This is a genomic window from Enterobacter sp. SA187, from assembly GCF_001888805.2.
Lineage (GTDB): Bacteria > Pseudomonadota > Gammaproteobacteria > Enterobacterales > Enterobacteriaceae > Enterobacter_D.
In genome coordinates, this window is sequence record NZ_CP019113.1 from 4000921 (window position 1) to 4024781 (window position 23861).

The 23861-nt window shown below is 57.1% G+C and carries 21 protein-coding genes; 9 read left to right on the forward strand and 12 right to left on the reverse strand.

Annotated features, from left to right (window positions below; all coding sequences use genetic code 11):
* Window positions 1-155: 155 nt before the first annotated feature.
* From galS to BMF08_RS19305, 4 genes are all read right to left on the reverse strand, one after another.
* Window positions 156-1181, reverse strand: coding sequence for an HTH-type transcriptional regulator GalS (gene galS, locus BMF08_RS19285; RefSeq protein ID WP_072569128.1), 1026 nt, complete (start codon window positions 1179-1181; stop codon window positions 156-158).
* Window positions 1182-1335: 154 nt separating this feature from the next.
* Window positions 1336-2493: a DUF418 domain-containing protein YeiB gene (gene yeiB / locus BMF08_RS19295; RefSeq protein ID WP_072569130.1), complete on the reverse strand. Its 1158-nt coding sequence runs from the start codon at window positions 2491-2493 to the stop codon at window positions 1336-1338.
* A 14-nt stretch (window positions 2494-2507) separates the two neighbouring features.
* Window positions 2508-3176: a GTP cyclohydrolase I FolE gene (folE, locus tag BMF08_RS19300; protein WP_072569131.1), complete on the reverse strand. Its 669-nt coding sequence runs from the start codon at window positions 3174-3176 to the stop codon at window positions 2508-2510.
* A 118-nt stretch (window positions 3177-3294) separates the two neighbouring features.
* Window positions 3295-4431: a YbfB/YjiJ family MFS transporter gene (locus BMF08_RS19305; RefSeq protein WP_072569132.1), complete on the reverse strand. Its 1137-nt coding sequence runs from the start codon at window positions 4429-4431 to the stop codon at window positions 3295-3297.
* Window positions 4432-4571: 140 nt separating this feature from the next.
* On the opposite strand from BMF08_RS19305, the gene fghA reads away from it, so the two are divergent.
* The gene (gene fghA, locus BMF08_RS19310) at window positions 4572-5408 is read left to right on the forward strand and encodes an S-formylglutathione hydrolase (protein ID WP_072569133.1); all 837 of its coding nucleotides are present in this window, start codon (window positions 4572-4574) and stop codon (window positions 5406-5408) included.
* 98 nt (window positions 5409-5506) lie between these two features.
* Here the strand turns inward: fghA and cirA are convergent, their stop codons facing one another.
* The 3 genes from cirA to yieE form a co-directional block, all read right to left on the reverse strand.
* A complete protein-coding gene (gene cirA, locus BMF08_RS19315; RefSeq protein WP_072569134.1) occupies window positions 5507-7468 on the reverse strand; it encodes a catecholate siderophore receptor CirA in 1962 nt (653 codons plus the stop codon).
* 279 nt (window positions 7469-7747) lie between these two features.
* Window positions 7748-9217 (reverse strand): amino acid permease, encoded by a 1470-nt coding sequence (locus BMF08_RS19320; RefSeq protein ID WP_072569135.1) that lies wholly within the window; start codon window positions 9215-9217, stop codon window positions 7748-7750.
* Window positions 9218-9376: 159 nt separating this feature from the next.
* The gene (gene yieE, locus BMF08_RS19330; RefSeq protein ID WP_072569137.1) at window positions 9377-10243 is read right to left on the reverse strand and encodes a DNA-binding transcriptional regulator YeiE; all 867 of its coding nucleotides are present in this window, start codon (window positions 10241-10243) and stop codon (window positions 9377-9379) included.
* Between the two features lie 119 nt (window positions 10244-10362).
* Here yieE and BMF08_RS19335 point away from each other — a divergent pair, with 119 nt between their 5' ends.
* The 4 genes from BMF08_RS19335 to nfo all read left to right on the forward strand — a co-directional run bounded on the left by BMF08_RS19335 (window position 10363) and on the right by nfo (window position 13364).
* The gene (locus BMF08_RS19335) at window positions 10363-11409 is read left to right on the forward strand and encodes a YeiH family putative sulfate export transporter (RefSeq protein ID WP_072569138.1); all 1047 of its coding nucleotides are present in this window, start codon (window positions 10363-10365) and stop codon (window positions 11407-11409) included.
* Window positions 11410-11501: 92 nt separating this feature from the next.
* On the forward strand, window positions 11502-11846 hold the full coding sequence (locus BMF08_RS19340; protein ID WP_072569139.1) for a hypothetical protein: 345 nt from the start codon (window positions 11502-11504) through the stop codon (window positions 11844-11846).
* Between the two features lie 10 nt (window positions 11847-11856).
* Entirely contained in the window at window positions 11857-12411 is a 555-nt protein-coding gene (locus tag BMF08_RS19345) for a hypothetical protein (RefSeq protein ID WP_158684903.1), read from the forward strand.
* Window positions 12412-12506: 95 nt separating this feature from the next.
* Window positions 12507-13364 (forward strand): deoxyribonuclease IV, encoded by an 858-nt coding sequence (gene nfo, locus BMF08_RS19350; protein WP_072569141.1) that lies wholly within the window; start codon window positions 12507-12509, stop codon window positions 13362-13364.
* Between the two features lie 87 nt (window positions 13365-13451).
* Here nfo and fruA read toward each other — a convergent pair whose 3' ends face one another.
* Genes fruA through fruB form a run of 3 tightly spaced genes read right to left on the reverse strand, consistent with a single transcriptional unit; the run spans window position 13452 to window position 17224 of the window.
* A complete protein-coding gene (gene fruA / locus BMF08_RS19355) occupies window positions 13452-15140 on the reverse strand; it encodes a PTS fructose transporter subunit IIBC (RefSeq protein ID WP_072569142.1) in 1689 nt (562 codons plus the stop codon).
* Window positions 15141-15155: 15 nt separating this feature from the next.
* Window positions 15156-16094 (reverse strand): 1-phosphofructokinase, encoded by a 939-nt coding sequence (gene fruK / locus BMF08_RS19360; RefSeq protein WP_072569143.1) that lies wholly within the window; start codon window positions 16092-16094, stop codon window positions 15156-15158.
* Window positions 16094-17224, reverse strand: coding sequence for a fused PTS fructose transporter subunit IIA/HPr protein (gene fruB, locus BMF08_RS19365; RefSeq protein WP_072569144.1), 1131 nt, complete (start codon window positions 17222-17224; stop codon window positions 16094-16096). The genes fruK and fruB overlap by 1 nt, the downstream gene beginning before the upstream one ends.
* Before the next feature lie 369 nt (window positions 17225-17593).
* Between fruB and setB the strand changes: the two genes are divergently transcribed.
* Window positions 17594-18775: a sugar efflux transporter SetB gene (gene setB / locus BMF08_RS19370; protein WP_072569145.1), complete on the forward strand. Its 1182-nt coding sequence runs from the start codon at window positions 17594-17596 to the stop codon at window positions 18773-18775.
* Here the strand turns inward: setB and BMF08_RS19375 are convergent.
* Window positions 18772-19026 (reverse strand): YkgJ family cysteine cluster protein, encoded by a 255-nt coding sequence (locus tag BMF08_RS19375; protein WP_072569488.1) that lies wholly within the window; start codon window positions 19024-19026, stop codon window positions 18772-18774. The genes setB and BMF08_RS19375 overlap by 4 nt on opposite strands.
* A gap of 166 nt (window positions 19027-19192) precedes the next feature.
* Here BMF08_RS19375 and yeiP point away from each other — a divergent pair, with 166 nt between their 5' ends.
* Window positions 19193-19765, forward strand: coding sequence for an elongation factor P-like protein YeiP (yeiP, locus tag BMF08_RS19380; RefSeq protein WP_072569146.1), 573 nt, complete (start codon window positions 19193-19195; stop codon window positions 19763-19765).
* Between the two features lie 95 nt (window positions 19766-19860).
* Here the strand turns inward: yeiP and uxuA are convergent, their stop codons facing one another.
* Complete coding sequence (uxuA, locus tag BMF08_RS19385; protein ID WP_072569147.1) at window positions 19861-21051, reverse strand: mannonate dehydratase; 1191 nt, start codon at window positions 21049-21051, stop codon at window positions 19861-19863.
* A gap of 206 nt (window positions 21052-21257) precedes the next feature.
* Here uxuA and BMF08_RS19390 point away from each other — a divergent pair, with 206 nt between their 5' ends.
* Both BMF08_RS19390 and BMF08_RS19395 read left to right on the forward strand, forming a co-directional pair.
* Window positions 21258-22724, forward strand: coding sequence for a mannitol dehydrogenase family protein (locus BMF08_RS19390; protein ID WP_072569148.1), 1467 nt, complete (start codon window positions 21258-21260; stop codon window positions 22722-22724).
* Between the two features lie 130 nt (window positions 22725-22854).
* A complete protein-coding gene (locus BMF08_RS19395; RefSeq protein ID WP_072569149.1) occupies window positions 22855-23841 on the forward strand; it encodes a CobW family GTP-binding protein in 987 nt (328 codons plus the stop codon).
* Window positions 23842-23861 lie beyond the last annotated feature (20 nt).

Here is a 23861-nt window from a genome sequence, read left to right on the forward strand (position 1 = left end):
TCGAACGGTTCGTCGTTTTGGGGCCACGGTACGACGAATTAGCTTCATTACCGTTACATGATGTTTCAGCCCCTGGAACGCTGACATCATAGACATGGCGATGTTAAGATACTGTGAATTTACTCACAGATTGAAAACGGTTACATACAACATCGTTATAAGTTAGTGATCGGCGACACAGTTTGCCGCACCGCCACGGAATGACGGCGTACCAGCGTGGGCATAAAGCAATGAGAATCAGCAGGATCCAGCATTCCCGCCGCGCCCTGCAGGGCCAGCTCCGTCGCCAGTTTCGCCATAGAGGCTATCGGATAACGCACCGTGGTGAGCTGCGGATCGGTGTAGCGGGCAATGGGAATATCATCGAAGCCAATGAGTGATAAATGCTGCGGCACCGCAATGCCATTATCTTTCAGCGCCGTCAGCGCCCCGGCGGCCATGCTGTCGTTATAGGCAAAAACGGCGGTGAGTTGCAGGTTGCGGCCCAGCAGTTCCACCATCGCCGCCTCCCCGCCCTGCATGTCCGGCTCGCCGGTGCCGATCCAGTTCTCCGGGGCCACAATCCCCTGCTCTGCCAGCGCCCGCTGCCAGCCTTCACGACGTAAGTCGTTGTCTTCAATCTGATGTCTGGACGCCAGATAGCCGATGCGCTGATGACCCTGGCTCAGCATCATGCGCGTGGCCATCATCGCCCCGCTGACGTTATCCAGCGCCACGCAGCGATGGGCATAGCCCGGCACCACGCGGTTGATTAATACCATACCGGGGATCTGCTCCATAAAACCGGCCAGCTCTTCATCACTTAAGGCTTTTGAGTGCACAATCAGGGCGTTACAGCGCTGACGTATCAGCACCTCAATGGCATGACGCTCTTTTTCAGCTTCATGATAACTGTTGCCGATCAGCACATATTTTTGATGCTGTTGGGCGACCATATCCACCGCTTTGACCAGCGCGCCGAAGAAGGCATCGGAGACATCCATCACCACCACGCCAATGGTATCGCTGACCTGCGTCGCCAGCGCCTGGGCGTTGGCATTCGGGCGATAGCCCAGCTGCGCCACGGCTTTCATGACGGTTTCACGCGTATCAGGGCTGACCAGCGCGCTGTTATTCAGCACACGGGAAACCGTCGCGACGGAAACGGCCGCAAGGCGGGCCACGTCACGAATGGTGATCATAGATATTTTCCTTTCTCAGGTTGCAACAGCTCACAGACACCCCCTGTGTTAAGCAAGGGGGTATTCTGTCAGGCAGAGCGGACAACCAGCGTGAAGGACATCACACAGATGGAAACGGTTACATCCGTTTTGTTAATGATTGTGATCCAGATCGTTATCTGGATGTATGGGACAATGAAACGCCTGACGCCCGCGCGGTAAGCTGACGCCACAGCCATTCCACCGGTCCCTGACGGAAGCGGCGCAACCAGCAGACCGAGAGCAACAGATTAACGGCCCAGATGAATGGCACAAAGGCCAGCAGTTGCAGACGGTCAAATTTCATAAACAGCCCCAGCTGATAAAACAGCGTGGTGCATATCAAAGTTTGCAGCAGATAGTTAGTGAGCGCCATGCGGCCGACGCAGGCCACCGCATGCACCAGCTTCAGGCGGCTTAACTGCGGCCAGTAGCCATAGGCCAGCGCAGCATACCCCAGGGTTTGCAGCGGCGCGCTCAGTTCGCGTGGTACCTGCAGAAAGAAGGCGCACCAGCGATAATCCCAGCCGAGCTGCCACTGGACGAGGGTTGACGGAAGGTTGATCAACAGGCCGACCGCAATCAATACCAGGGCGGTGCGGCGATAATGACGCAGGCTGAACTGCCCTTTTAACCAGCCGCTGCGCATCAGCGCCGCGCCCACCAGCATCAGCCCCGCCAGCTGCCAGCCATACTGCGCGCCGATGGCGAGCAGCGTGTCGGACAGCATATCCGCCCGGTTGCCGATAGCTTCCAGACCGCCGGTGGTTTTCCACCAGGCTTCATATTGCAGGTTAGCCGCATCGGGGATCCAGGCGCGGTTCGGCTCATTGCCGGCGATAAATCCCAGCAGCAACAGCACCGCAATACCGATGAGATAGAGCGCCACGCCGGTGTTAAACAGCGTTTTCAGGGATGCCGCATCGCGTATCATGCGCCAGCACACCAGCCCGACCAGGCCATAGGCGAGCAAAATATCCCCGTCCCAGAACAGCAGCCCGTGGATAAATCCCAGCAGCACCAGCAGCGTTAAGCGACACTGGATCCAGCGCTTGCCCCGCCCCTGCAACAGTTGCAGCCCGGCGCCGAACAGAATGGCAAATAAAGAGAGGAATTTCGCCTGCGCGAAGATGTCCAGCAGTGCCCAGGTCCAGGCGTCCCGCGAGGTGATCTCGCCATACCAGGCCGCATTCAGATAAGCCGCCTTTGGTAAACCAAAGGCGTTAATATTCAGCAGTAAAATACCCAGAATGGCAACGCCACGAATGAAATCCAGCGTGACATGACGTTCCATGGGGTTTGCCTGCCTCAATTATTGTGATGACGCACAGCGCGCAGGAACTCCTGGCGGGTGTTCTGGCTGGATTTGAATAACCCGCCCAGCGAGGTGGTGGTAGTGGCGCTGGTGGCATCGCGAATGCCGCGCGCTTTAACGCAGTAATGCACCGCATCAATAGACACAGCCACATTGTTGGTGCCAAGCAGCGTTTGCAGGGCGATGAGGATCTGCTGGGTTAAGCGCTCCTGCACCTGCGGACGTTGGGCAAAAAACTGCACAATGCGGTTAATTTTGGACAGGCCGATCACCGCATCTTTCGGGATATAGGCCACGGTCGCTTTGCCGTCGATGATCACAAAATGGTGCTCGCAGGTGCTGGTCAGCGTGATGTCACGCACCGTCACCATCTCGTCGACTTTCATTTTGTTTTCAATAACGGTGATCTTCGGGAAATTGGCGTAATCGAGGCCGGAGAAGATCTCATCGACGTACATTTTGGCGATACGCTGCGGGGTTTCCATCAGGCTGTCGTCGCTCAGATCGAGATTTAACAGTTGCATGATCTCGGTCATATGCCCGGCAATCAGGCGTTTACGGGTTTCGTTGTCCAGGTCGGCCGGTGCGCGCAGCGGGGTTTCCAGGCCGCGGGCGACAAGGGCTTCATGAACCAGCGCGGCTTCTTTACTCAGTGATGGCATCTCTTTATTCTCCTGCAGGTGTCGCTACCTTTGCCGCTCAGCAGGCAAAGTGCGCAGTCATTGTGCGTGAGGTCACGCACATAATCCAGTGTATTCACCGCGATAATTAGTGAAATCGTTACGGCCTTTCATGCTGACGTTTCCACACCAGCCCGCCGCCGATAAACAGCGCCGCCCCCGCCAGGCCAAGGGCAGGCTCCAGCTGATGCGTCAGCCAGGTGGAGAGCGCAGAGGTCATCGGGCCGACCAGTTGTCCGATGGCGTAACCGGTGGTCAGCAGCCCGGCCATATAGCGCGCATGGGCCGGAGCCAGTTCACGACCACAGACCAGCGACAGCTGCACCGCGCAGAGAAAACCGCCGCCCACCAGCAGCGCCCCGCTCACCAGCCCCGCCATACCCGGCAGCAGCCAGGCGGCAATCACGCCCGCGCCCTGTAACCACAGCACCACCGCCAGACGCTGATGGCTGTGTCCGACATGACGTAAGGCGATGCTGAGCGCAATGCCGATCACCGCCGCCGCGCCGAACACCGGCCAGACAAACTGGGCGAAGACGCTGCCGGGGAAGCGCTGCGCCGCCATCTGCGATAAAAAGGTAGCCGGAAGGATGTAGCCAAAGCCCGCGAGACTGTAGCTCCAGACCAGCCGTTTAATATCGGCGGTGAGCTGTAACGGCTGCGGTTTGTCGCCGCTGCGGTGTAACTGTCCCGGTCGCGGCAGCCAGCGGGCGATGAACGCGATCAATACCAGCGCCAGCACGCCGTACACCTGCCAGCCCGCTGAGGCGGACAGCGCCTTTGACTGGATGCCGATGGCCAGCAGACCGCTCAGGGCGATACCTGCCCCCGGCCCGGCAAACACCGCCGCGTTCAGGCCCGGTTTGCCCGCATGGGCCAGCTGGTCGGTGATCCAGGCTGCGGTCAGCACCATCGCCCAGCCGCTCATCATGCCGATCACCAGCCGCAGCAGACCGTGTGCAATGGCGGTATCCGCCAGCGCGGAAAGAAAAGTCAGCGCCACCGCCCCGAACACACCGGCATACAGACGGCTTTCCACGTGCCGGTGCGCGCGCATGGCATCCCATGCGCCAAGCAGATAACCGAGATAGTTCATGGCGGCCACCAGCCCGGCGCTGGTCAGACTGAGCTGACCGTCGCGGATCATTAGCGGTACCTGCGGCGTAAAGGCGAAGCGGCCAATTCCCATCGCCACAATCAGCACCACAAATCCACTGAGCGCAATTCTGAGCGCCATGGTTATCCCGTAAGTTAATGTAAAGTTGTGTTTATGATGCAATATGTTGCAGGGATGCGGAAGTGAAAGTTACTCACAGCAAAGTGAATGCCTGTATGATGATGCCTTCATTCTGAGTATGACGAGTAGAGGAACTTCGCATGGAAATGCTTGAAGAACATCGTTGTTTTGACGGCTGGCAGCAGCGCTGGCGTCATCACTCCGCCGTACTGAACTGTACGATGACGTTCAGCGTGTTTTTACCGCCTGAACGCCGGGAAACGCCGCCGCCGGTGCTCTACTGGCTCTCCGGCCTGACCTGTAATGACGAGAATTTCACCACCAAAGCCGGGGCGCAGCGCGTGGCGGCAGAGCTGGGGATTGTGCTGGTGATGCCGGATACCAGTCCGCGCGGCGAGGATGTTGCCGACAGCGAGAGCTATGATCTGGGCAAAGGCGCAGGTTTTTATCTGAACGCCACGCAGCAGCCGTGGGCGGCGCATTACCGGATGTATGATTATCTGCGTGATGAGCTGCCGGATCTTATCCGTGAGCAGTTCAACGTCAGCGATCGCTGCGCCATCAGCGGACATTCGATGGGCGGTCACGGGGCGCTGATCATGGCGCTGAAAAATCCGGGCCGTTATACCAGCGTGTCGGCCTTTGCGCCTATTGTGAATCCCTGCCAGGTGCCCTGGGGGCAGAAAGCCTTCAGCGCCTATCTTGGGGATAATCCTGCCGACTGGCAGGCGTGGGACAGCTGTGCGCTGATGCTGAACAGCAAGCCGGATGATGCGATCCCGACGCTTATCGATCAGGGCGACAGCGATCAGTTTCTGGCCGATCAGCTACAGCCTGCCCGCCTTGCGGAAGCCGCCCGTCAGACCGGCTGGCCGCTGACCCTGCGCGTGCAGCCAGGCCACGATCATAGCTATTACTTTATTGCGTCCTTTATTGAGGATCATCTGCGCTTCCATGCGCAGCATTTATTGAAGTGACGTTTTGCCCGGCGGCGCAAGCTTGCCGGGCCTACAAATCTGTCCGTAGGCCGGGTAAGGCGCAGCCGCCACCCGGCACCCGGCACCCGGCACCCCCATCAGAACCGGTAATCCACCGCCATAAAGTAACGACGTCCGTCTTCGTTATAGCTGTAGTCGTCGCGGCTGAGATCTTTATCCATCAGGTTCAGCACACCCGCACGCAGCTTGACGTTTTTCGTCGCCTGCCACGCACCGCCGGTATTCCAGATCACATAGCCGCCCGGCGTGGTGCCGGTGGCGCTGATATTGCGTTTTTCGCCACTGTAATTCCCGGACACATAGAATGACCAGTCCTGCACCGGCTGCCAGTCCAGGGTACCATTAGCCGTATGGAACGGCAGCTCCTGCAACGGCGTATTGCCGCCGTTACTCAGATCGCGCCCGTCGTTATAGGTGTAATTCAGCGTCAGCTTCCACTGATCGTCAAACGGCACTTTCAGCTCGGTTTCCACCCCGCGGATACGCGCCTTGTTAACGTTGTAATAGCGGAAAATCGGTTCACCATCGGCATTCAGACCGACGTAGTTCGGGTAGCCCTGCGCCGCGTTGACGTCGGCCGTACGGCTGATGCTGATACGATCTTCCACGTCATTCTGGAAGGTAGTGATGCTCGCCTGCACGCCTTCCAGCCAGCCCTCTTCCCCGGCGTAATACAGACCGAATTCGTAGCTTTCGCTGGTTTCCGGCTTCAGATGCGGGCTGCCGACGATTTCGCACGCGCCGCGGCAGGAGCCGGTGACCCAGTCCGGGCTGAGCTGTAACAGCGATGGCGCTTTGAAGGCTTTCGCCCAGCCGCCTTTCACCGTCAGCGTGTCGGTAGCGTTGTACACCAGATAAGCACGCGGGCTCCAGTGATCGCCATAGGTCTCGTGATCGTCCATACGCACGCCGGTGGTCAGCGCCAGCGGCTCAAGGAGACGCCATTCATCTTCAACAAAGAGTGCGTACTGACTGGTGGAGGTTTCGCTGCTACTGCTGCCGGTAATGTTGACGGGATCTTTCAGCTTATCGTGCCGCCATTCACCGCCAAAGGTGACGAACTGATTAATCGCCTCCACCGGCAGCACGTATTTGCCGTCGATGGTGTTGCTTTCAGAGGTGATGGTGTGGCTGTTGCCGGGGTTTTTGTTATCGACTTTCTCGCCGTAATATTTCAGCTCGCTGTTACCCAGATCCCAGCGTCCGTTGTGGCTCAGGGAGAAGTTCTGCCGCTCCAGGCGGTTCTGGTCGAGGGAGTCGGAGCTGCGATCCTGGCGGTCAAAACCATAACCGGCAGTGAAATCGTGATTGTCATTCGGCGTCCAGGCGAACTCCACGTTCGCATCGCGGCTGGTAAAGCCTTCAATTCGCGGCGTTTCGCCTGTGGCAGCCGTGTCTGAGGGTTCCGCTTTATCTTTTTCGCGTTTCGCCACGCTGCCGAACGCTTTCATGCCGAGCACGCCGTCAATCAGCGGGCCGCTGGTGAAGAACTGACCGTTCCAGGTATCGCCGCGATCGCGTTTTTCCTGAATAGTGGTGTCGGCGGTGAGGCTACCGGTCCACTGTTGACCAATTTTTTTGGTGATGATGTTGACCACCCCGCCGAGGGCATCTGAACCATACAGCGACGACATCGGTCCGCGTACCACTTCGATGCGCTCAATGGCATCCACCGGGATCCAGTTCAGGTCGAAATCATTGTGACGGAATACGGCGTTGCGGGAATTCACGCGTTTACCGTCGACCAGGATCAGCGTGTAGCTGCTGTCGAGGCCGCGAATGCTGACGCCTTTGCGGTTATCGCCTTCGTTGGTGAGCTGTACGCCGGGTACTTCCTGCAGTACATCTTTGAGGTTCTGTACCGGCCTGCGTTGCAGATCCTGCTGCGTGATCACGCTGATGCTGGCCGGCGCGTCTTTCACATTCTGCTCGGTGGCAGCGGCAGTGACCACCATGGTTTCACTGGCAAAGGCTGGCAGCGCGAGTGAAATTGCGGACGCACAGAGTCCTCCCCGCACGACGGGATTCAGGGTAAACATTCCAAATTCTCCATGAACTAAATACAGCAAATAAAAAAGAAGTTGCTCACAATGCGCAGATTCCCGCCCGCTACGGTGGCGAAGGCGGTGATAATAATGCAGGTGACCCGCCGCGTTACGCCGGGTTTTTATCATTCTGAAAACGAGCGTAACGATAATGCAAACAATAACAATTATCAATTGAATTGTTAAAAGTTATGTCAATATGGGAGATTAAGGAGAAGGGATAGCAAAGAAAAGGCCGGGTGGCGCAAGCCCCACCCGGCCTGATAACATCGATTACTTCTTAACGCGTTCCGGGAATTCCATCTCGCGATAGCTGACGAACTTAGTACCGCGACTCAGTTTGTAGCCAAACCAGATGATCAGGAACAGCGGAATACCGATATAGGTCGCCGCCACGCCGCCCCAGTCAATGGTATCTGACAGGAAGGCTTCGTAATTCTGACCGAGGGTGATGATAAGGCACAGCACAAAGGCGAAGATTGGCCCCAACGGGAAGAAACCGGAACGGTACGGCAGTTCGCTCAGATCGCGCCCCTGCACCTCATATCCACGACGGAAGCGGTAATGGCTGATGGCAATGCCGAGCCATGCGATAAAGCCGGTCATGCCAGAGGTGTTCAGCAGCCACAGGTAAACGGTCTGGTTACCAAACATGGAGGTCAGGAAACAGAGTCCGGCGATCACCGTAGTGGCATAGAGCGCATTACGCGGCACCCCGCCCTTCGACAGCTTGCTGAAAATGCGCGGCGCTTTGCCGTCACAGGCCAGGGTATAGAGCATACGGGTTGACGCGTACATGCCGGAGTTACCCGCCGACAGCACCGCCGTCAGGATCACCGCATTCATGATCGCCGCCGCCGACAGCAGGCCCGCATGCTGGAACACCAGGGTGAACGGGCTGACGCTGATGTCTTTCACATCGTTACGCAGCAGGCTCGGATCGGTGTACGGAATAATCAGGCTGATCACCAGAATGGCGAACACATAGAACAGCAGGATACGCCAGAACACCTGACGCACCGCGCGCGGGATGTTCTTCTCAGGATCTTCGGATTCACCGGCGGCAATGCCGATCAGTTCGGTGCCCTGGAAGGAGAAGCCGACGATCATCGCCACGCCAATCATGGCAGCGAAACCGCCCGCGAACGGCGCTTCGCCGATGCCCCAGTTGCTCCAGCCCGCAGGCTCTGCGCCCTGGAAGATACCGAAAATCATCATCACGCCGACAATAATAAAGATGATGACGGTGGCGACTTTAATTAAGGAGAACCAGTATTCCGCTTCGCCGAAGCCTTTTACCGAGATCCAGTTGAGGAGGAAAATCACGCACAGGAAGAGCGCGCTCCAGATCCAGCCTGGCGTATCCGGGAACCACCAGCTCATCACCAGCTGCGCCGCCACAAGGTCAACGGCGATGGTCACCGCCCAGTTGTACCAGTAGTTCCAGCCCAGCGCGAAGCCGAAGCCTTCTTCGACGTATTTCTGGCCGTAGGTGGCAAAAGAGCCGGAAACCGGCATATAGGCTGCCAGCTCGCCCAGACTGGTCATCAGGAAATAGACCATCAGGCCGATCAAAATATAGGAGAACAGTGCGCCGCCCGGCCCTGCCTGGGAGATGGTCGCGCCTGATGCAACAAACAAGCCTGTGCCGATAGAACCGCCAATGGCGATCATCGTCAGGTGACGCGCCTTGAGTTCACGACGGAGCGTGGGCGCTTGTGTGGTTTTAGATTCGGAAACCATGGGAAAATGCTGTCCTTCCAAAAAATGAGGCCGGATTGTAGCAGACCAGACGGCATCCTTCCGGCACAAATGCGCTGTTATAAGAGACCTTCATGACCGGCCCTGGATTATAAGTAAAGCAGTGGATGGGCCGCTTTTCGATAATAAAATGCAATGACGCTATTCACCGCAATAACGCAAAAACCGCTTCAGGGCGCTGGAGAGATGTTTTTGCCGGTGATGAATACGCCACAGCGTGCGTACCAGGCGCGGCAGCGGGATCGGCACTTCAACCAGCGAGCCGGAGTCGAGCTGCTCGGCGATCACCCGCCGGGATAAACAGCTGATGCCCAGCCCGTGGCGCACCGCATGTTTAATGGCTTCGGAATTGCCCAGCTCCATTGCCAGCTGAAACTGCGGCAAATGTGACAGCAGCAGATAATCCACCAGCTCGCGGGTGCCGGAGCCGCGTTCGCGCAGGATCCAGGGCGCGGCCGCCAGCTGTTCCAGCGTCACGTCATGCTTTAACAATGGCGATGATGGCGCGGCAAAGACCACCAGCTCGTCCTCAAGCCAGGGTTCGGCGATGATTTCCGCCGTGTGGCATGGCCCTTCGATAAGCCCAATATCCACGCGAAAATCCGCCACGGCGTTGATCACCTCCTGGCTGTTACCGACGCTCATCTCCAGCGGCAGATCGGGAAAATCACGGCGATAGCGGGCGATCACTTCCGGGAGAATATAGTTGCCGATGGTGCTGCTGGCAGACACGCGGATCGCGCCGTTATCCTCGCGGAACAGCTGCTCGATCTCTGTGGCCTGCTCCAGCAGCGCCAGCGCACGGGGATACAGCAGCCGTCCGTGCTCATTGACCACCAGCCGTTTGCCGACGCGATCGAACAGCTGTACGCCGAGCTGCCCTTCCAGATCGCTTAACGCCGCGCTGACCGCCGACTGGGATAAGGCCAGCATTTGCGAGGCCTGGGTTGTCGAGCCACTTTTCAGCACTTCCACAAATACGGCCAGTTGCCGCAACGTAATATGCATGGTTCACCGCATCCGGTAAGGCATTGCTTACCACTTATAAAGATTAATTATAAATATATAATCAATTTTATTTTTAAGCCAGCAGCCCTTACGCTTTGTCCACACAAAGGAGAGAGGTTATGACTGAGCTTACCTTACACACGCATTCTTCATTTCAACGTTATGCGCCCGGCCTTGCGCTGAGCGCGCTGGTGGCGGGCTTTGCCCTGTGGGTTGGCGGCATTCCGGCCATCGCGGGGGCCGGATTCAGCGCCCTGACGCTGGCGATCCTCGTCGGGATGCTTCTCGGCAACACGCTTTACCCGCAGGCCGCGCACCATTGTGATACCGGCGTGCTGTTCGCGAAACAGCATTTATTACGGCTGGGGATTATTTTGTACGGCTTCCGGCTGACCTTCTCGCAGATCGCCGATGTCGGCATCAGCGGGATCATCATTGACGCCCTCACCCTTTCCAGCACCTTCGCGCTGGCCTGTTTTCTGGGACAAAAAGTTTTCGGGCTGGATAAACAGACCAGCTGGCTGATAGGCGCGGGCAGCAGCATTTGCGGCGCGGCGGCAGTGCTGGCAACCGAACCGGTGGTAAAAGCGCAGGCCAGTAAAGTTACTGTTGCCGTGGCGACGGTGGTCATTTTCGGGACGCTGGCGATCTTCCTTTATCCGGCGGTCTATCCGCTGCTGAACACGGTTTTCAGCCCGGAAGCCTACGGCGTTTATATGGGCTCGACCATACATGAAGTGGCGCAGGTGGTGGCTGCCGGTCATGCGGTTGGCCCGGAAGCCGAAAACGCTGCGGTGATCGCAAAAATGCTGCGCGTGATGATGCTGGCCCCCTTCCTGATCCTGCTGGCAATGCGCGTCAAACGCCTCGCTCCGGCAGATGATAACCAGCGCAGCAAGATCACCATCCCGTGGTTCGCCGTGCTGTTTATCGTGGTGGCGGGTTTTAACTCCTTCAGTCTGTTGCCCGCTGCGCTGGTGCAGGCGCTGGTCACGCTGGATACCGTACTGCTGGCCATGGCGATGGCAGCGCTCGGCCTGACCACCCACGTCAGCGCCCTAAAAAGCGCCGGGGTGAAACCTCTGCTGATGGCGCTGGCGCTGTTTGTCTGGCTGATTGTCGGCGGCGGGATGATTAACCTGGCGGTGGAGGCGCTGACTAAATAAATTCCTGGTTTGGCGAAAGGGTGATGCATCTCCGGATCCGGGACGGGTGATGAGGTAAAACATCACCCTCTTCCACTTACAGGGTAAAAAAAATGAAAGGGAATTTTTGCGGTATCAATAACTTTAAGCCAGGCCAAAGAACGCGGGATGCACTGGCGGAAGTGGATCGGATCACACGCTCGGCAAATATCCTCACTTATTTACTTTCCGCCGTGCCGCTATTCCAGTTTTTCGCGGGGCGCAGTAGCTATCTCGGCAGCAGCGTTTTTAGTAGCAGTTATAACATCAGCACTTATGACTGGAGCAAACTTGCCAATGCGCTTTCGAGCGTGGATAAGGTTAAGCGAGAGCAACTTGAGATACTCGCATGGAATATGAAGGAACAGACATCCTCGGAAGAAAGCAAGTTTTGGGAGTGTGTTTATAATGCGCTTTAAAAGCAGAACCGTGCTCTGGTTAGCCTGTTGCCTTTATATATCTCCGGTCTTCGGTGGTTTGTCTCACATTGAAAAACTCACTCAGGAAACAACCACTGCCCGGCAGGTACTTGAACACCAATACGGACTATGCAGAGCATTGCGCGATCGCGAAGTGAACTATTTTGACTTCTGGCTTCAGGCGCAACGCCGGGACGTTAAAGTCAAAATGCTCAGGGAGCTTTCGGAAATTGCTTTCAATAACTGTATTAAACCGCAGTCCGATGCCTATACCCTTATAGTTGTGCGCCTTGCGGCCATCAGCAAAGATAAAAGTAAGCTGGAGGAGTGGCTTGATCTCTATCCTGAAGATAATCGTGATGATTTTACGCAAACCGCGATACCGGAATATGTTTACGAGCAGCAGCTTCAGCGGCTTAGTCAGTCACCCACCTTTCATTTCCCCTTTAATCCAATGGACGCATCTAACACCATTATTCATGGCGACGAAAAAAAATTAATGGAAACCCTCAGTGAAACCGTTATAAGAGAACCCTATATCCAGGGACTTATCCCGCCCCTGTAATGGCTGCGGCCCTCACAACCATAACCCCCCATGTAAAATTCCTGTTAACCCGTTATCATAGCGTTTTTGCCCGGCCGGGTTTGCCAGGAGTTTTTATGAAATACATTGGAGCGCATGTCAGCGCCGCGGGCGGTGTCGCCAATGCCGCAATGCGAGCGGCGGAAATCGGGGCCACGGCCTTTGCGCTGTTCACCAAAAATCAGCGTCAGTGGCGCGCCGCACCACTGACCAGCGACACTATTGATGACTTTAAAGCCGCCTGCGAAAAATACGGCTACACCTCAGCGCAGATCCTGCCGCACGACAGCTACCTGATCAATCTGGGGCATCCGGTGAGTGAAGCGCTGGAAAAATCCCGCGAGGCGTTTCTTGATGAAGTGACCCGCTGCCAGCAGCTCGGCCTGAGCCTGCTGAACTTTCACCCCGGCAGTCATCTGATGCAGATCCCGGAAGAGGAATGCCTGGCGCGCATCGCCGAGTCGATCAATATCGTGCTGGATAAGACGGAAGGCGTCACCGCGGTGATCGAAAACACCGCCGGTCAGGGCAGTAATCTGGGCTTTAAGTTTGAACATCTGGCGGCGATCATCGACGGCGTGGAAGATAAATCCCGCGTCGGCGTCTGTATTGATACCTGCCATGCCTTTGCCGCCGGTTACGATCTGCGAAGCTTTGCAGAGTGTGAAAAAACCTTCACAGAATTTGAGCGCATTGTCGGCTTTAAATATCTGCGCGGTATGCACCTGAACGATGCGAAAAGCGCGTTTGCCAGCCGCGTTGACCGTCACCATAGCCTGGGCGAAGGCAATATCGGTCATGAGGCGTTTCGCTGGATCATGCAGGATGCGCGCTTCGACGGCATCCCGATGGTGCTGGAAACCGTCAACCCTGATATCTGGGCAGAAGAGATCGCCTGGCTGAAAGCGCAGCAGTATAGCGAAGTGACCGCATAAAAAAAGGACAGCCTGGGCTGTCCTTTTTGCATACCTCATCAGGGCGATGCAGGCCGGGTAAGCTTTGCGCCACCCGGCAACTCGTCCTCAGGCGACTTTCTCAGCCACCACCGTTTCCGGACGTTTCAGGAAGGCGTAAGCCAGACCAGCCAGCAGGGTACCGGCAATAATCGCCAGCAGATAACCCACTACCGGTGTGATTGCGCCCGGGATCAGCAGTACGAACAGACCGCCGTGCGGCGCCATCAGCTTCGCGCCAACCGCCATCGAGATAGCGCCGGTCACCGCGCCGCCCACGATACAGCATGGGATCACGCGCATCGGATCACGGGCCGCGAACGGGATCGCGCCTTCAGAGATAAAGCACAGACCGAGCACCAGCGCGGCTTTGCCCCCTTCCTGCTGACCTTTGTCGAACTTTTTACGGGCAATCAGGGTGGCCACACCCATCGCCAGCGGCGGCACCATACCGGCGGCCATAATGGCAGCCATAGGCGCGTAAGTCTGGGTACTCAGCAGGCCCACACCAAAGGCGTATGCCGCTTTGTTCACCGGGCCGCCCATATCGGTACACATCATACCGCCGAGGATCGCGCCCAGCAGAACCGCGTTAGCGGTGCCCATGGTTTGCAGCCAGTGGGTCAGACCCGTCAGGATGCCCGCGACCGGTTTGCCGATCAGGTAGATCATCGCCAGGCCAACCACCAGGCTGGAGAACAGCGGAATGATCAGGATCGGTTTCAGCGCTTCCATGCTCGGCGGCAGCTTCAGTTTCTGGCTGATGGCTTTCGCCACATAACCGGCAATAAAGCCTGCGATGATACCGCCAATAAAGCCGGAGCCGGTGCTTACCGCCAGCATACCGCCGATCAGACCCGGCGTCAGGCCCGGACGGTCAGCGATGGAGAACGCAATGTAACCTGCCAGTACCGGCACCATCAGCGCGAAGGCTGAACCACCACCGATTTGCATCAGCGCGGCGGCAAGGGTATCCGGCGTTTTGAAGGCTTCTATACCAAACGCAAAGGAGAGCGCGATACACAGACCGCCCGCCACTACCATCGGCAGCATGTAGGACACGCCGGTCAGCAGGTGACGATAAGCACCGCCGCCCTCTTTCTTGCCTTCGCTTGCCGCCTGCGGTTTACCCGACGGTTGATACGGCTTCGCTTCCGCCTGGGCTTTATCCAGTTCCTGCGCGGTTTTCTTCAGCGCCAGACCGGTCGAGGTGCGGTACATCGGCTTACCAGCGAATTTCGCCAGATCCACTTCGATGTCGGCCGCCACGATCACCAGATCCGCTTCCGCCACTTCTTCCGGGGTGATGGCATTGCCCGCGCCCACAGAGCCGCGGGTTTCCACTTTCACCCACCAGCCGCGTTTTTTGGCTTCGGTTTCTATGGCTTCCGCCGCCATAAAGGTGTGCGCCACGCCCGTCGGACAGGCGGTAACCGCCACTACGCGCTTCACGCCGCCGGTTGCAGCGGGTGCAGCCTCGGCCACTGGCGCGCTGTACGGCGCGGCGTGGTTTTTGGCTTCACTTAAAAACAGCTCCGGGTGGGCCACGGCGCGATTGATATCGCCCAGCCACACTTTTTTGCCGTTCAGCGCGCTGTCGTCCGGCACGCGGGTTCCTAATACAATAGCCAGTTCTGCATCATGCGGATTGTCGATGATTTCGACATTGGCTTTTTGCGCCGCCACTCCCAACAAGGTTTTCGCCATGTAAGCGCGGGCCTGGCCGAGACTGGAGTCAATTATCAGCAGCGTTTTCATTATGCTCTCCTGCTGTTAGTTAAAGGGTTTTAAGTCAACGCGCGCCATCATCGCGGCCAACTGGGTACGGTCGGTAATGCCGACGTTGCTCTGGCTGACAGCCAGGGCTGCGACGGCGGTAGCAAGACGTAATGTATGCTCACTGGATTCACGCATCAGCAGGCCATAAATCAGGCCGCCAACCATTGAATCCCCTGCGCCAACGGTGCTGACCACTTCCATTGACGGCGGTTTGGCGATCCATTCGCCAGAGGCGTTAACCCACAACGCCCCTTCAGCGCCCAGAGAAATCACCACATGGGCGATGCCCTGCTCACGAAGTGCATGCGCCGCTTCGATAACATCTTTCAGTTCCGGTAATTTACGACCGGCCCAGATTTCCAGCTCGCGGCGGTTTGGTTTAACCAGCCAGGGCGCGGCTTTCAGACCGGCCACCAGCGCTTCGCGGCTGCTGTCAAAAATGATGCACGGACACTGGCTGCGCAGGCGCGTCATCCAGTCGGTGAAGGCTTCCGGGCTGACGCCAGCCGGCAGGCTGCCGCTCACGCAAACCATGTCGAACTGGCCCAGCCAGCTCAGGGAATCCGCAACGAAACGCTCCCAGTCCGCCGGGGTGACATCAAAGCCGGAGAAGTTAAAGTCGGTCACTTCGCCGTCTTTTTCGGTCAGCTTGACGTTGATACGCGTACGGCCCTGCACCACCTGAAAACGGTTGGCGATACCTAATTCGCTGAACAACTGCTGAAAGCCGTCCTGGTTATCTTTACCGAGGAAGCCGCCAACGGTGACATCGATGCCAAGGTCTTTCAGCACCTTAGCCACGTTAATGCCTTTACCTGCCGCATGCAGACCGGTAGTCCGCACCAGGTTGACTTCGCCGCGCTCCACTTCCGGGGTGTAACCCACCAGATCGTAAGCCGGGTTAAGAGTGATAGTCGCAACACGTCTGCTCATTATGCGCCCTCCCCAAGACCAGCCGCGATGGCGTCGCCAATCGCTTTCAGCGCCTGTTCAGCATCTTCGCCCTGTGCGGTAAAGCGCAGGCGATGGCCTTTTTTCACGCCCAGCGCCACCACTTTCATCAGGCTGCGGCCATTGGCCGGTTTGCCGCTGCCGTCGAGGTTGGTGACGGTCACGTCGCAGTTAAACTGCTTGATGGTGTTGACCAGCATGGTGCCCGGACGGGCATGCAGACCGTGTTCGTTACGCACCACGAACTCCGCGCTCAGCACGTCTTCCGCCAGCGCGTCGTCGCTGGTCAGCAGTGCCAGCAGCGTGGCGGCATCCGCCGTCAGCAGACGGTCAGCTTTATTGTTCAGCAGCAGATCCGTCAGACGGTTGAGCACGGCGACCGGCTGGTCGTCGGCCATCGCCACGCTGATCAACAGCTGGGCGTTTTCACCGTCAACGGTAAAGGCGCTGGCGGCGCGGCTTACTGCAATGGCGCTGCCGAGGTTGCCTTCGGCGCTGTCGTTCAGCCATACACCCTGGCCGAGGTTCAGCGGTTTTTCATTAATGGCGCGGGTCACAAAAGCGGTGTCAACGGCACCGGCCTCTTTCAGACGTCCGGCGTTTACGGCCTGGAGAGTTACAATATCGCTGGCAGTGATGTCGAGCGTCAGCAAATCGTTATCCAGCTTCAGCGCTTCACTCTGTTTTTCACCCATCAGCAGGGCGCGAAGCTCTTCAGTCGTGGTGGCAGACTGCAACTGCGCCGCCACCGCATCGTCGCTTAACACGTGCGTCAGCTGACGCAGCAGGCCGAGATGTTCGTCAGAACTGGCGGCGATGCCAATAGCGACGTAAGCCACCTGCCCTTCGCCCCACAGTACGCCCTGCGGGAACTGATAAACCTGAACGCCGGTTTTCAGCACCTGATCGCGGGTATCTGTCGTGCCGTGCGGGATGGCGATGCCATTGCCGAGGAAGGTGGAGGTTTGCTGCTCGCGGGCGAGCATGCCGTTAACATAGCCGTCGGCCACGTTGCCAGCCTGCACCAGGGCGGCGGCGATCTGACGGATAGCGTCTTCTTTATTGGTGGCCTGCTGGCCGGGATGAATATCCTGAACGGATAACTGGAACATAGATTTCCACTCCTGCTGAAGTTGAATCGTTTCAGCCTTCTGGTGAATTAACGCGCCAACCGGTAACGGGGAAGTTAAAGGATAGCGCTGAAACGTTTCAAGAAGTCTTGCTCTTTATCCGTCAGCACGCAAGAAATCTCGTCTTTCCGCTTAAAAAATTTAGATGTACAGCACATTTTTGCTGCGGCGCTGGTTTTTTTGCTGATGCTGCTGACGCCGCCGCTGCGTCTGTTTCAGCAACTTCAGCCGTAATGAGAATTATTTTGAAATGCTATTTTGATTTTTTGTGGCACTTTTTCGTTAGCGTCTGTCTATTTTCTGAGTAGCGGCGTAAACTCCGCGTCTTCTTCAGAACGCAGAACCGAAAAGATGCACATTACCCCCGCAGCCGCCTCTCCCAAACCGTTTGACGTCACCTCCACGGCGTTTTTGATTGTGGCCTTTCTCACCGGCATTGCTGGTGCCCTGCAGACGCCGACGCTGAGCTTATTTCTGACTAACGAAGTGCACGCCCGTCCGGCGATGGTCGGCTTTTTCTTCACCGGCAGCGCGGTGATCGGCATTCTGGTCAGCCAGTTTCTTGCCGGGCGTTCGGATCGCAAAGGCGACCGTAAAAACCTCATCGTCTTCTGCTGTCTGTTCGGCGTGCTGGCCTGTACGCTCTTTGCCTTTAACCGTAACTATTTCATTCTGTTGTTTATCGGCGTCTTCCTGAGCAGCTTTGGCTCAACCGCAAACCCGCAGATGTTCGCCCTTGCCCGTGAACATGCGGATCGCACCGGCCGCGAAGCGGTGATGTTCAGCTCGATCCTGCGCGCGCAGGTGTCGCTGGCCTGGGTGATCGGACCGCCGCTGGCCTATGCGCTGGCAATGGGATTCGGCTTTACGATGATGTATCTGAGCGCGGCTATTGCCTTTGTGGTGTGCGGGATCATGGTGTGGTTTTTTCTGCCAACCATGCGCAAAGAGCCGGTGCTGGCGACCGGTGTGCTGGAAGCGCCGCGCACCAACAGACGTGATGCGCTGCTGCTGTTTGTCATCTGCACGCTGATGTGGGGCACCAACAGCCTGTATATCATCAATATGCCGCTGTTTATCATTAATGAGCTGCATCTGCCGGAAAAGCTGGCGGGTGTGATGATGGGTACCGCCGCCGGGCTTGAGATCCCGACCATGCTGATTGCGGGTTACTACGCTAAACGCTTCGGCAAGCGCTTTCTGATGCGCATCGCGGTGGTCGCCGGGCTGATTTTTTACGCCGGGATGCTGACCGTGCACACGCCGGTATTACTGCTTGCTTTACAGCTGCTGAACGCCGTATACATCGGTATTCTTGCCGGTATCGGCATGCTCTATTTTCAGGATCTGATGCCAGGCCAGGCGGGGGCTGCCACCACGCTTTATACTAATACCACCCGCGTCGGCTGGATCATCGCCGGGTCGCTGGCGGGCGTGGTGGCGGAGTTCTGGAGCTATCACGCGGTATTCTGGTTTGCGCTGGTGATGATCGTCGTCACCATGGCATGCCTGGCGCGCATAAAAGATGTTTAAGGCGCGGTCAGCCTTTCCAGATCGATAAGGTAAACCATCGCCTGGGCGCGCGTGCTGCCGCACATCTCGCGGGAGGGTTGCAGTCCGGCGCAGACTTTCGGGCGCAGCGGCGAGCGGAACAGCTTACAGCGCTGCTGCTCGTCAAGCTGAACGCAGGGGGTATTGGCGGGTTTGCCGTCCGGCATACCGGGGATCGGGCTGCTGATGGATGGCGCGGTACAACAGGCTCCGCAATCGCTGCGACACTCCATAAACGGCTCTCTTTTGGCGGGGGTGATCGGGGTTGTCATCCCACGTTTGCGCACGCTATCACTTTTTGTGGTGAACATGCAAAACATGCTGATTCCCCTTGCCTGAAACGCCCCTCGCGAGTAATTTGTCGCGATATTTTTACCCTTTTCCCAAACAGGATTAATAATGCCAAGAGCGAATGAAATTAAAAAAGGTATGGTGCTGAATTACAACGGCAAACTGCTGATTGTGAAAAATATCGATATTCAGTCACCGAGCGCCCGTGGCGCAGCGACGCTGTATAAAATGCGTTTTTCTGACGTCCGTACCGGGATGAAAGTTGAAGAGCGTTTTAAAGGCGACGACATCGTGGATACCGTGACGCTGACCCGTCGTTTCGTTGACTTCTCTTATGTCGACGGCAACGAATACGTGTTTATGGATAAAGAAGATTACACGCCGTATATCTTCACCAAAGAGCAGATCGAAGACGAACTGCAATTTATTCCTGAAGGCGGTATGCCGGACATGCAGGTGTTAACCTGGGATGGTCAGCTGCTGGCGCTGGAGCTGCCGCAGACGGTGGATCTGGAAATTGTGGAAACGGCACCGGGCATTAAAGGCGCTTCAGCCAGCTCCCGTACCAAGCCTGCCACCCTGAGCACCGGTCTGGTGATCCAGGTACCGGAATACCTGACCACGGGCGAGAAGATCCGCATTCATATCGAAGAAAGCCGTTATATGGGCCGAGCGGATTAAGGCACATTTTCGCCCGGCGGCGCAAGCTTGCCGGGCCTACATGTAGGCCGGGTTAGCGCAGCGCCACCCGGCAATTGTTTTACCATTTTACCGTTCTAAAGCAGTTCCGGGAACAGCGTATGTTTCAGCGCCAGTTCCACGCCGCGTACTTCCGCCATCCCTTTCAGACGACCAATTGCCGAATAGCCAGGGTTGGTTTTCTTACGCAGATCGTCCAGCATCTGGTGCCCGTGATCGGGACGGAACGGGATCGGTCGTAAATCTCCGGCCTTCTTACGACGCAGTTCTTCAGTGAGGATCGCTTTCACCACCGCCACCATATCAACGTCGCCCTGTAAATGCGCGGCTTCGTGGAAGGTTTTCGGGTTCGCCTCGCGGCAGGTAGAACGCAGATGCGTAAAGTGAATGCGGTCGCCAAAGGTTTCCACCATCTTCACCAGATCGTTATCTGCCCGCACGCCGTAAGAGCCGGTGCACATGGTGAAGCCGTTATGGATGCTGTCGACGCACGTTTTCAGCCACTGCATATCTTCAATGGTGGAAACAATACGCGGCAGGCCAAGGATCGGGCGCGGCGGATCGTCCGGGTGAACGGCCAGACGCACGCCCACTTCTTCCGCAACCGGCACAATGGCTTTCAGGAACACGGCCATGTTTTCACGCAGCTGTTCTTTATTAATGCCATCGTATTCCGCCAGGCGCGCGCGGAACTGATCCAGCGTATAGCCCTCTTCCGCCCCCGGCAGACCGGCAATAATATTACGCGTCAGCTTTTCAATTTCCGCGTCGCTGGCGGCGTTAAAGAATTCCAGCGCCTGACGCTGCTCTTCTTCGGTGTAGTCTGCCTGCGCCCCTTCGCGTTTCAGGATATGCAGCTCGAAAGCGGCAAAAGCAATCTGATCAAAACGCAGGGCTTTGGAGCCGTCCGGCAGCGTATATTCCAGGTCGGTACGCGTCCAGTCGAGGATCGGCATAAAGTTGTAGCAGACGGTATCGATGCCGCAGGCCGCCAGATTACGGATACTCTGCTGATAATTGGCAATCCAGGTTTTGTATTCGCCGCTGTGGGTTTTGATGTCTTCGTGTACCGGAATACTTTCCACTACCGACCAGGTAAGGCCTTTTTCAGCCAGCTGCGCCTGGCGCTGTTTGATTTCTTCCACCGGCCATACCTGACCGTTAGGAATATGATGCAGTGCGGTGACCACGCCGGTTGCGCCCGCCTGACGGACGTCATCAAGAGATACCGGATCGTTCGGTCCATACCAACGCCAGGTTTGTTCCATCGCCTAACCCTCTAAAAGTTGTTATACCAATACAGTCAAAGCCAATGACGACTACCATACATGTTTATTTCCGGCGATCAAACCCCACCGTATCCCAGATTGATCCAGCTCACATTCCCCGTAAAATTAAGGCATACCAATTCAATTTGCTGTCATATAACTTTACACTGCATCTTGTTAATTATTAGTTAATCAGGTGTTTATTAATGAAGACAATCGCCTCGCAAACGCTGCCGGAAAACGTCCGCTTACCGCAGTATGATCGCTCCCTGCTGCGCTCGCGCATCGTGCATTTCGGCTTTGGCGCTTTTCATCGCGCGCATCAGGCGCTGTTAACGGACCGGGTGCTGAACGCCCGGGGCGGCGATTGGGGGATCTGCGAAATCAGCCTGTTCAGCGGCGACCGGTTAATGATGCAATTGCGTGAGCAGGAGCACCTGTTCACCGTGCTGGAAAAAGGCGCGACGGGCAACGAGGCGATTATCGTCGGCGCGGTTCACGAATGCCTGAACGCCAAACTGGACTCCCTGCCTGCCATCATCGAAAAATTCTGCGAGCCGCAGGTGGCGATTGTGTCGCTGACCATCACGGAAAAAGGTTACTGCATCGATCCGGCGACCGGCAAACTGGATCTTAATCAGCCGCGTATCGTGCACGATCTGCAAAACCCCACCGAGCCGCACTCTGCGCCGGGTATTCTGGTGGAAGCGCTTGCCCGCCGTCGCGATCGCGGCCTTGCGCCTTTTACCGTCCTCTCCTGCGACAATATTCCCGACAACGGCCATGTGGTGAAAAACGCCGTGCTCGGCATGGCGCAGCAGCGCTCCGCTGAGCTGGCACAGTGGATCAACGACAAAGTGAGCTTCCCCGGCACCATGGTCGATCGCATCGTACCGGCGGCAACGGATGAATCGCTGGCGGAGATTACCCGCACGTTGGGGGTGGAAGATCCCTGCGCCATCAGCTGTGAGCCTTTTATTCAATGGGTAGTCGAAGATAACTTTGTTGCCGGACGCCCGGCATGGGAAGTGGCTGGCGTGCAACTGGTGCAGGATGTGCTGCCGTGGGAGCAAATGAAGCTGCGTATGCTGAACGGCAGCCACTCTTTCCTTGCCTATCTGGGCTATCTGGCGGGTTTTGCCCATATCAGCGACTGCATGCAGGACGCGCATTTCCGCCGCGCCGCCCGCCGTCTTATGCTGGAAGAGCAGGCACCGACGCTGCGCATCACCGATGTGGATCTCACCGCTTACGCCGACAGCCTGATCGACCGTTTTGCCAACCCGGCGCTGCAACACCGGACCTGGCAGATCGCCATGGACGGCAGCCAGAAATTGCCGCAGCGTATGCTGGACGGGATCCGCGTGCATCTGCAACGCGGTACGCCCTGGCCGCTGCTGGCGCTGGGCGTCGCTGGCTGGATGCGCTATGTCAGCGGCGTTGACGATGCCGGGCAGGCGATTGATATTCGCGATCCGCTGGTGGAAAAATTCCGCGCCATCGTCGAAACCAGCGAGCCGGACGATCGCGTACCCGCCCTGCTGACGCTGACGGAAATCTTCGGCAGCGACCTGCCGGCCGATCCGGCGTTCGTCAATGCGATCCAGGCGGCCTGGCAACAGATTGCTGATAAAGGCGCGCATCAGGCGGTGATTGACACGCTCGCTCATTAACAATTCCTGCCATTAAAGCGGACAGAGAAGCCATCTGTCCGCCCTTTCACTTCTCTTTTCCTTCTTTTTTCGCCAGGATTAGCATTATTGTTACTTAATAACAGTTAACAGATCTAATCATGGAGCTTATATGACCAGGACCAACCTGATCACCGGTTTTCTGGGTAGCGGTAAAACCACCTCTATTTTGCATCTGCTGGCGCAGAAGGATCCCGCCGAAAAATGGGCCGTGCTGGTGAATGAATTTGGTGAAGTCGGCATTGACGGCGCATTACTGGCGGACAGCGGCGCGCTGTTAAAAGAGATCCCCGGCGGCTGTATGTGCTGCGTGAATGGTTTGCCAATGCAGGTGGGGCTGAATACCCTGCTGCGCCAGGGTAAGCCGGACCGTTTACTGATCGAGCCTACCGGCCTGGGCCATCCGAAGCAGATCCTCGATATGCTTACCGCCCCGGTTTATGAGCCGTGGATCGAATTACAGGCCACCCTCTGCCTGCTCGATCCGCGTCAACTGCTGGATGAAAAGGCCGTGAATAATGAGAACTTCCGCGACCAGCTGGCGGCGGCAGATATTATCATCGCCAACAAAGCGGATCGCCGCACGCCGGAAAGCGAGCAGGCGCTGGCGCAGTGGTGGCAGCAGTACGGCGGCGATCGGGAGTTATTCACCGCCACCCAGGGAAATATCGACCCCGCCCTGCTGGATCGCCCGCGCCGCAACCAGCGTGAGCTGCCCGAAAGCGCCGCGCATCAGCACAGCCATGGCGATAAAAAAGGCCTTGCCGCGCTAAGTCTGCCTTCCCATCAGCGCTGGCGTCGCAGCCTCAACAGTGGGCAGGGCCATCAGGCCTGCGGCTGGATCTTTGATGCTGAAACCCGTTTCGACACCATTGGCCTGCTGGAGTGGGCGCGGCTGGCGCCGGTGGATCGTGTAAAAGGCGTGATGCGCATTCCCGAAGGGCTGGTGCGTATTAATCGTCAGGGACAGGATTTGCGTATCGAAACGCAAAATGTATCGCCGCCGGACAGCCGTATTGAGCTGATCACCGCTGATGAAGCGGACTGGAATGCACTTCAGTCAACTTTGTTGAAGCTTCGTTTAGCCGACGAGAATTAACGTTACGGTTGATACCTTAG

Bases quoted from the DNA above. Each gene is read 5' to 3' on its own strand.
- galS (WP_072569128.1), bottom strand. From the start codon at position 1,181: ATGATCACCATTCGTGACGTGGCCCGCCTTGCGGCCGTTTCCGTCGCG.
- yeiB (WP_072569130.1), bottom strand. From the start codon at position 2,493: ATGGAACGTCATGTCACGCTGGATTTCATTCGTGGCGTTGCCATTCTG.
- folE (WP_072569131.1), bottom strand. From the start codon at position 3,176: ATGCCATCACTGAGTAAAGAAGCCGCGCTGGTTCATGAAGCCCTTGTC.
- BMF08_RS19305 (WP_072569132.1), bottom strand. From the start codon at position 4,431: ATGGCGCTCAGAATTGCGCTCAGTGGATTTGTGGTGCTGATTGTGGCG.
- fghA (WP_072569133.1), top strand. From the start codon at position 4,572: ATGGAAATGCTTGAAGAACATCGTTGTTTTGACGGCTGGCAGCAGCGC.
- cirA (WP_072569134.1), bottom strand. From the start codon at position 7,468: ATGTTTACCCTGAATCCCGTCGTGCGGGGAGGACTCTGTGCGTCCGCA.
- BMF08_RS19320 (WP_072569135.1), bottom strand. From the start codon at position 9,217: ATGGTTTCCGAATCTAAAACCACACAAGCGCCCACGCTCCGTCGTGAA.
- yieE (WP_072569137.1), bottom strand. From the start codon at position 10,243: ATGCATATTACGTTGCGGCAACTGGCCGTATTTGTGGAAGTGCTGAAA.
- BMF08_RS19335 (WP_072569138.1), top strand. From the start codon at position 10,363: ATGACTGAGCTTACCTTACACACGCATTCTTCATTTCAACGTTATGCG.
- BMF08_RS19340 (WP_072569139.1), top strand. From the start codon at position 11,502: ATGAAAGGGAATTTTTGCGGTATCAATAACTTTAAGCCAGGCCAAAGA.
- nfo (WP_072569141.1), top strand. From the start codon at position 12,507: ATGAAATACATTGGAGCGCATGTCAGCGCCGCGGGCGGTGTCGCCAAT.
- fruA (WP_072569142.1), bottom strand. From the start codon at position 15,140: ATGAAAACGCTGCTGATAATTGACTCCAGTCTCGGCCAGGCCCGCGCT.
- fruK (WP_072569143.1), bottom strand. From the start codon at position 16,094: ATGAGCAGACGTGTTGCGACTATCACTCTTAACCCGGCTTACGATCTG.
- fruB (WP_072569144.1), bottom strand. From the start codon at position 17,224: ATGTTCCAGTTATCCGTTCAGGATATTCATCCCGGCCAGCAGGCCACC.
- setB (WP_072569145.1), top strand. From the start codon at position 17,594: ATGCACATTACCCCCGCAGCCGCCTCTCCCAAACCGTTTGACGTCACC.
- BMF08_RS19375 (WP_072569488.1), bottom strand. From the start codon at position 19,026: ATGGAGTGTCGCAGCGATTGCGGAGCCTGTTGTACCGCGCCATCCATC.
- yeiP (WP_072569146.1), top strand. From the start codon at position 19,193: ATGCCAAGAGCGAATGAAATTAAAAAAGGTATGGTGCTGAATTACAAC.
- uxuA (WP_072569147.1), bottom strand. From the start codon at position 21,051: ATGGAACAAACCTGGCGTTGGTATGGACCGAACGATCCGGTATCTCTT.
- BMF08_RS19390 (WP_072569148.1), top strand. From the start codon at position 21,258: ATGAAGACAATCGCCTCGCAAACGCTGCCGGAAAACGTCCGCTTACCG.
- BMF08_RS19395 (WP_072569149.1), top strand. From the start codon at position 22,855: ATGACCAGGACCAACCTGATCACCGGTTTTCTGGGTAGCGGTAAAACC.